The organism is Streptomyces sp. NRRL B-24085, assembly GCF_001282115.1.
Lineage (GTDB): Bacteria > Actinomycetota > Actinomycetes > Streptomycetales > Streptomycetaceae > Streptomyces.
Genome location: NZ_LJBR01000126.1, coordinates 1 through 6291, shown reverse-complemented (window position 1 = coordinate 6291; position 6291 = coordinate 1). Strand labels below are relative to the sequence as shown.

Annotated in this window: 7 protein-coding genes; 2 read left to right on the top strand and 5 right to left on the bottom strand. The window is 72.4% G+C overall.

The window, feature by feature from the left end; translation table 11 throughout:
- Window positions 1-1579: N-acetylmuramoyl-L-alanine amidase (locus AOJ26_RS16065; RefSeq protein ID WP_053848969.1), on the top strand; the 1579-nt coding region annotated here is incomplete at its 5' end.
- A gap of 74 nt (window positions 1580-1653) precedes the next feature.
- Here AOJ26_RS16065 and AOJ26_RS16060 read toward each other — a convergent pair.
- The gene (locus AOJ26_RS16060; protein ID WP_078959914.1) at window positions 1654-2082 is read right to left on the bottom strand and encodes a hypothetical protein; all 429 of its coding nucleotides are present in this window, start codon (window positions 2080-2082) and stop codon (window positions 1654-1656) included.
- Between the two features lie 188 nt (window positions 2083-2270).
- Here AOJ26_RS16060 and AOJ26_RS16055 point away from each other — a divergent pair, with 188 nt between their 5' ends.
- Complete coding sequence (locus AOJ26_RS16055; protein ID WP_053848967.1) at window positions 2271-2732, top strand: hypothetical protein; 462 nt, start codon at window positions 2271-2273, stop codon at window positions 2730-2732.
- Between the two features lie 27 nt (window positions 2733-2759).
- Here the strand turns inward: AOJ26_RS16055 and AOJ26_RS16050 are convergent, their stop codons facing one another.
- From AOJ26_RS16050 to AOJ26_RS16035, 4 genes are all read right to left on the bottom strand, one after another.
- Complete coding sequence (locus AOJ26_RS16050) at window positions 2760-3335, bottom strand: hypothetical protein (RefSeq protein ID WP_053848966.1); 576 nt, start codon at window positions 3333-3335, stop codon at window positions 2760-2762.
- Between the two features lie 76 nt (window positions 3336-3411).
- Window positions 3412-3915 (bottom strand): hypothetical protein, encoded by a 504-nt coding sequence (locus AOJ26_RS16045; protein WP_053848965.1) that lies wholly within the window; start codon window positions 3913-3915, stop codon window positions 3412-3414.
- An 86-nt stretch (window positions 3916-4001) separates the two neighbouring features.
- Window positions 4002-4766: a DUF4328 domain-containing protein gene (locus tag AOJ26_RS16040; RefSeq protein ID WP_053848964.1), complete on the bottom strand. Its 765-nt coding sequence runs from the start codon at window positions 4764-4766 to the stop codon at window positions 4002-4004.
- Window positions 4767-4888: 122 nt separating this feature from the next.
- Window positions 4889-6291: beta-N-acetylhexosaminidase (locus AOJ26_RS16035; protein WP_053848963.1), on the bottom strand; the 1403-nt coding region annotated here is incomplete at its 5' end.

The window sequence follows — 6291 nt, the reverse complement described above, 5'->3', positions numbered from 1 at the left end:
GACGCCCACGCCGACCGCGTCCGCCACCGCCCCGACCGGGCCCCCGTCGACGGTCCCCGAGCCGCCGATCGTCTCCCGCGCCGGCTGGGGTGCCGACGAGTCGCTCAGCCCCGACCCGTCGGAGTACAACGCCGATGTGAAGGCCGTCTTCGTACACCACACGGCCGGGTCGAACGACTACACCTGCGCCGAATCGGCGTCGATCGTGCGGGCTGTCTACGCGTACCACACCGCCCCGGAGCCCAACGGCAACGGCTGGAACGACCTCGGCTACAACTTCCTGGTCGACAAGTGCGGCACGATCTTCGAAGGCCGCAAGGGCGGCGTCGACAAGCCGGTCCTGGGTGCCCACACCTACGGCTGGAACCGTGAGTCCACCGGCATCGCGGTCATCGGCGAGTACACCGCAACGGGCGCCTCGAACGCCGCCCTCGCCTCGGTCGCCCGCATCGCGGCCTGGAAGCTCGGCCAGTACGGCGTCGACCCCGACTCCACGGTCCAGTTGAAGGCGGGCGCGACCCAGAAGAACCTCGCCGGCACGAGCTTCACCGCGGGCAGCCTCTACACCTTCAACCGGGTCTCCGGCCACCGCGACGGCTACGCGACCGAGTGCCCGGGCACCTCGCTGTACGCCCAGCTGCCGACCATTCGTGCCTGGGCGTCCGGCCCGGTGCAGGGGCTGAAGGTCGCCTCGCTGACCGGCGCGCCCCTGTCCGGTTCGACGTACTACACCAAGGGCGCGATCACGGTGAAGTGGTCGGCCACCACGCCGGGTTCGCTGATATCGAAGTTCGAGCTGCTGGTCGACGGCAAGGTCGTCGCCACCACCTCCGGCACGGCCGGCTCGGCGGGCACCACGCTGGCCGCGGGCAGTCACAAGGTCGCCGTACGGGCCGTGCACCAGTCCGGGAAGACGGTGACGAGCACCGCGCTGACCGTCGTCACCGACACCACCGCGCCGACCTTCTCCACCACCCCGAAGATCACCCTGCGCACCGGCACGGTCAACACCACCGCCGTCCCGGTCACCCTCGGCTGGAAGGCCGCCGACAACGCGGTCCTCAAGCAGGTGAGCCTGCTCTCCCCGACGACGGCCACCTTCGGCCCAACCACCACCAGCTCCAGCCGCACCGCCAAGTCCGGTACCGCGAGCACCTGGTCGATGAAGGCGTACGACGTCGCGGGCAACACCCGCACCTCGTCGCCCTCCTACACGCCGATGATCCTCCAGGAGACCTCGGCGACGAAGTCCGGCAGCTGGACGAGCCGTTCCTCGACGAGCTACCTGGGCGGGAAGTCGTACTCCAGCGGTTCCAAGGGCGCGAGCCTGACCTGGACGTTCACCGGCCGGTCCGCCGCCTGGGTGGTCTCGCGGGCGTCCACCTCCGGCCAGGCGTACGTGTACGTGGACGGCACCAAGGTCGCGACCGTGGACCTGAAGTCCTCGACCACGAAGTACCGCGACGCGATCTGGACCAAGTCCTGGTCCAGCACCGCCAAGCACACCGTGAAGATCGTGGTGGTCGGCACCAGCGGCCGCCCGACGATCACGACGGACGGCCTGGTCTACATCAAGTAGCCCCGCGCAGCGCCTCGTTCATCGGCACGGGCGTCCGCTCCCCCGCATCCGGGGGGCGGACGCCCGTTCCGCGTTCAGCGCCGCCCGGCACCCGTCGCGTCGCGGCACAGCAGCCGCAGCGAGCCGTCCCCGGCGAAGCAGCGGCGGGCCTCGTCCACCGGGTCCCACAGCCGCCCGTCGGGCGTGCGGACCCAGTGCTCACCGGCGCTCGTCCACCACTCGGCGCCGGTCTGGCGGACGACGACCTCACCGGCGTAGGCGCCGAGGCCGCGCAGCACGGTCTCCACGGCCGCGAACGGCGCCCCTTCCCGCCGTATCTCCTCGATCAGCCGGTCGACGCGCCAGAGGCTCTGCGCCGAGTAGTCGAGCCGCACCCGCGCGCCCTCGCGCAGCGCCGACACGGCGTCGGCGGCCCACCGCACGGGTCTGGCCGCGGCGGCGGGGCGGCTGGTCTGGCGGGTGGTCGCATCAGCCGTCGTAGGGGCAGTTGCCTGAACCGTCACATCAGTCGTCACAAGGGGGAGAGCGTTCGGGGACGGTGTTTCGTCACCCGGACCGGGGGCCCTCGGCGGGACCGGTGCAGGACCGACGCAGCTTCGCCGCATCCCTCCCGGGACGGTCACAGGACCCTTCCGGCAGCGAGGTTGACGCGGGAGTGACGATTCACCCCCGCCGTGCGCTCCTGTCTCTGATGAGCGACTACTTCCATCTGCGCGCGGTGCCGCCCTCGGCCCTGCGCAACAGCGCGAACTGGATGCAACGGCTGTTCGAGGACGACTGGGACGCCGTACGCGAACGCATCGGACGGCACCGGGAGGAGGTCCTGGACAAGTCCTACCTGGACCACGAACTGCTGTACGCCGGGGCCGAGGTGGTCCTCGGCGGTCTCCCGGTCTACCCGGGCGACCACGACAAGCCCCCGTTCCTGCTGCTGACCGCGGCCCGGGCGAACCGTGTCTCCGCGTACCTGGGGTCGGCCGACTTCGCGGCCCTGTGGCGGGTCGCCCGCGGGGAACTGCTGCCGAGACACGGCGGGGCGGCCGCGGAACGCGAGGCGCGGGGGGTGTTCGCGGCGGCGCACCGCGACCTCACGGCGTTCTACGGGCAGACGGCGCAGTACGGCGACGCCGTGGTCAAGTGGCTCGTCCACTGAGCCACCCGTCCGCCGGGCCGACGGCCCTCATCCGCGCCGGCGGCTCCTGCGGGACACCACCGCGCGCAGCACCCGGCGGCCCTCCGTGCAGACCTCGAGAGCCGGCCGCAGACCCGCGGGACCGTGACCGGCCAGCAGCTCCAGGACGGTGATCTGGCGGCGCAGTTCGGCGGCGACGAGCGGGGACATGCCCTCCGTACGCCCCTCGCGGCGGGCGTCGACCGAGTCGCCGGCGTCCGTCAGGGGGTCGAGCAGCCGGTGGATCTGCAGCGCGGCGACCGAGCAGGCGTCGGCCCACGCCCGGACCCCGGCGGCGGACCGTTCGGCTGGGGCGGCGGCGAGCATCCGGCGGGCCAGCACGACGGCCTCGTCCTCGCCCGACTCCTCGTCGGCCGCCCCGAACTCCCCGCCCAGCTTCCCGCGCACCTGCTCCAGCCGTTCGCCCCACTCCGCGGCCCCGGCGTCGTCCGCGAGCCCCGCCCACAGCGGCCGAAGGACCTCGTCGTCGCCGCCGAGCAACGGTACGCACCGATCCAAACAAGCCAACCCGCTGGCGGCCAGGCCGCGTTCGTCGGCCTGGCCGATCAGTTCCACCAGACTCATCCACGCCCCCTTCGCCGAGCGGTGTTCCCTAACGGAACCCGCACTTCCCCTTACTGCGTGCGACGGCCCGGGAGTGTCACAGGGGCACCACGCCGAGCCGGTCGAGCATACGGAAGAAGAGGTTTTCAGCCAACGGGTCGGGTTCCGCGTTCAGTACGTCGAGCAGTGGCTCCTCGGCCACCTCGTGCCCCGCCTCCGCGGCCCAGGCGACGGCCCGCGCGGCCGCGTCCCGGGGTTCGAGGAAGTAGTCCTCCAGGGTCAGTCCGTCCTCGCCGTCCCCGAGATACCCGGCCATGGCGGACCGGGCCAGACAGGTCGTCCAGGCCCCGCTCTCCGGTCCCGCCGCCTCCAGGACCACCGAGGCGCTGTCCATGACGTATCCGAAGAGCGCGGGCGAACCGGTCTCCTGGGCGAGGGCGTTCATGTTCCCGACGTCGCCCTCGCCGTTCGCGTACTCCCAGACCTGCCATCCCCCGGGCGCCGACTCGCGCAGGACCATGCCCTCGGCGCCGGCCAGCGCGTCCAGCTCGGCGAGCGGCCGCTCCCCGCGGCCCACGACGAAGTAACCCCAGTAGCCCATCCCGGTTCCCCCCGGCTGCTCGGTACGGTTGTGGCCCGAATACACCACATTCGTACGGCAGTTCGCAGCAGGTTGGACCAGATCCGTCACACGGCGACGGGTACCGCGGGTCCCTTGCGGGCCTTCTCGTCCTGCATCCGGGTCAGCCGCAGCACGAGGGCGGCGGCGACCAGGGCGGCGACCAGGTCGACACCGTCGGCGAACAGCATCTGGACGGCCGTGTCGTGGATCTCCTGAGCGGTGTCGGCCTCCCCCGCCATGCTCGCCAGGAACCGCCCGACGACGCTCGTCAGGAGCCACAGCGTCCACCAGACGTTGACCAGGGCGTGCCCCTCGCGCCTGCCCTCCGGGCTGCTCGCGTCCCAGACGTCGAGGACCACCCGGCGCGGGTACCAGAAACCCACGAACGGCACGACCCAGCCCGCGAAGACCCAGCCCCGCGCCTTGCTGTGCCCCTCCGGGGCGAACACCTCGGCGTTGACCCGTACCCGCCAGAGCCAGATCACGAAGAGGACGGCACAGGCCAGCAGCACGGCGGCCTGCGCGGAGGCGGCCACGGCGGTGAGCGTGTCCGCCAGGTCGGCCCGGTCCGGTACGGAGTCCCCGGAGGCGCCCCCGAGGACGTCACCCGTGACGTCGTACGTCAGGAAGTCCGCCCCGACGGCGAACGCGTCGACGGCCGCGGCCACGGCGAGCAGCACCGCCGTGGCGCGTCCGAGCCCGACGGGCGAGCGCAGCCGGGCCTTCGGGGCGCCGGCCGGCGGGGCCTGGAACCCGGCCGGGGCGGCGCACTGCGTGCACAGGACGCCGTCCGGTGCCGCTTCGAAGTGATGGCAGCGCGTGCAGAGCATGGCGAGGTCCCCCGAGGTGTGGATGATCAGCGGACCGCGCGGGTTCTCCCCAGAGCCTCACGCGCGGCATGCGGAACATACGGTTCGAGGGCCCGGTGCGTCCACAGGGAATCCCCGGCCCGTCAGCCCAGCCTGTCCGCCAGTGCCTTGAACCGCGTCCAGGTCAGGGCGGGCCTGCCCGGATCCCACAGCTTCTGCGCGGTCGCCCGCAGCGGCATCCGCACGCCCGCCGCGATCTGGTCCTGCGTCTGGGCGTTCGGGAAGTCGCACCACACCGCGAAGGACCCGCCGAGGATCTGGTCGTCGTACTTCGAGGAGACGGCCGTCGTGCCGCGCAGGACTCTCGGGGTCCACTCCTCGTAGATCCGCTGTCCCGTCGGGTAGTAGAACTGGTTGGGCTGCCCGAGGACGTAGTAGAGGAACTTGTCGTTGTAGTTGACGACGTCCCGCCCCGCGCTCAGGTACTCCAGCGGCTGCCGGGCGCCGATCTCCTTGCCCGTCCAGTAGGCGACCCGGATGTCGTCGGCGGGCCGGACGGACGTCCCCCGGAAGAAGCCGTCGTTCCAGGCCAGCGGTTTCCTGCCGAGCGCGCGGACGGTCTCGGCGCGGTCGTTGAGCCACCCGGTCGTCAGGTCCTCGACGGTGGCGCCCGAGCCGTACGCCTTGCGGGCGGCGGAGGCGAGCTGGGGGTAGGTCGCGGCCGGGTCGGACACCATCAGCGCCCGGTACTCGTCACCGCCGAGGTGCCAGTCGACGCCGGGGAACAGCCCCGCGTACTCCTTCAGCAGATCGTCGACGAGCTTCGCCGAGGCGGGGTTGGAGATGTCCACGGCGCCGCGCGCCACGGTCCCCGCCGCGCTGCGCAACTGGAGCTCGGGGTGGGCGGCGAGGACCGCGCCCAGGTGTCCGGGCGAGTCGATCTCCGGCACGACCCGGATGTGCCGCTGCGCCGCCAGCGCGACGATCTTCCTGACCTGCGCCTTCGTCAGGTGCTGGCGCGACACGATCTCCGGGTGCGAGGCGGACTCGATCCGGAAGCCCTGGTCGTCGGAGAAGTGCAGCTGGAGCTGGTTGTACTTGAGGTCGCCCAGTTCCCGGACCCGGTCCTCGATCCAGCCGGCCGTGAAGGGCTTGCGCGCCATGTCCAGGAAGAACCCGCGCACCGGCTTGGCGGGCTCGTCGCGCACCACGCCCTCCGGGGCCGTACCGCCGCCGCGCACCTCCTGCTTGAGCGTGCGGGTGCCGTAGAACACGCCCGCGTCGTCCGGCGCGCTGATGGCGACCCGCCCGCCGCGCACGGTCATGCGGTACGACTCCGGGTCCGCGCCCTCGTCGTCGTTGAGCGTGAGGCGTACGTCCCCGGCGCGCACGTCGTCCTTCTGCCCGGCGTACCGCAGGCCCAGCTCACCGGCGAGCAGCCGCCCCTCGTCGGCGAGGTCGGCGTCGTTCACGACCACGCGCAGGCCGGAGGCGGGACGCCAGCCGGGGCCGCGCGCCGGGGTGTGGGCGCGCACGGCGGGGATGG

Bases quoted from the DNA above. Each gene is read 5' to 3' on its own strand.
- AOJ26_RS16050 (WP_053848966.1), bottom strand. From the start codon at position 3,335: ATGAGTCTGGTGGAACTGATCGGCCAGGCCGACGAACGCGGCCTGGCC.
- AOJ26_RS16045 (WP_053848965.1), bottom strand. From the start codon at position 3,915: ATGGGCTACTGGGGTTACTTCGTCGTGGGCCGCGGGGAGCGGCCGCTC.
- AOJ26_RS16055 (WP_053848967.1), top strand. From the start codon at position 2,271: ATGAGCGACTACTTCCATCTGCGCGCGGTGCCGCCCTCGGCCCTGCGC.
- AOJ26_RS16040 (WP_053848964.1), bottom strand. From the start codon at position 4,766: ATGCTCTGCACGCGCTGCCATCACTTCGAAGCGGCACCGGACGGCGTC.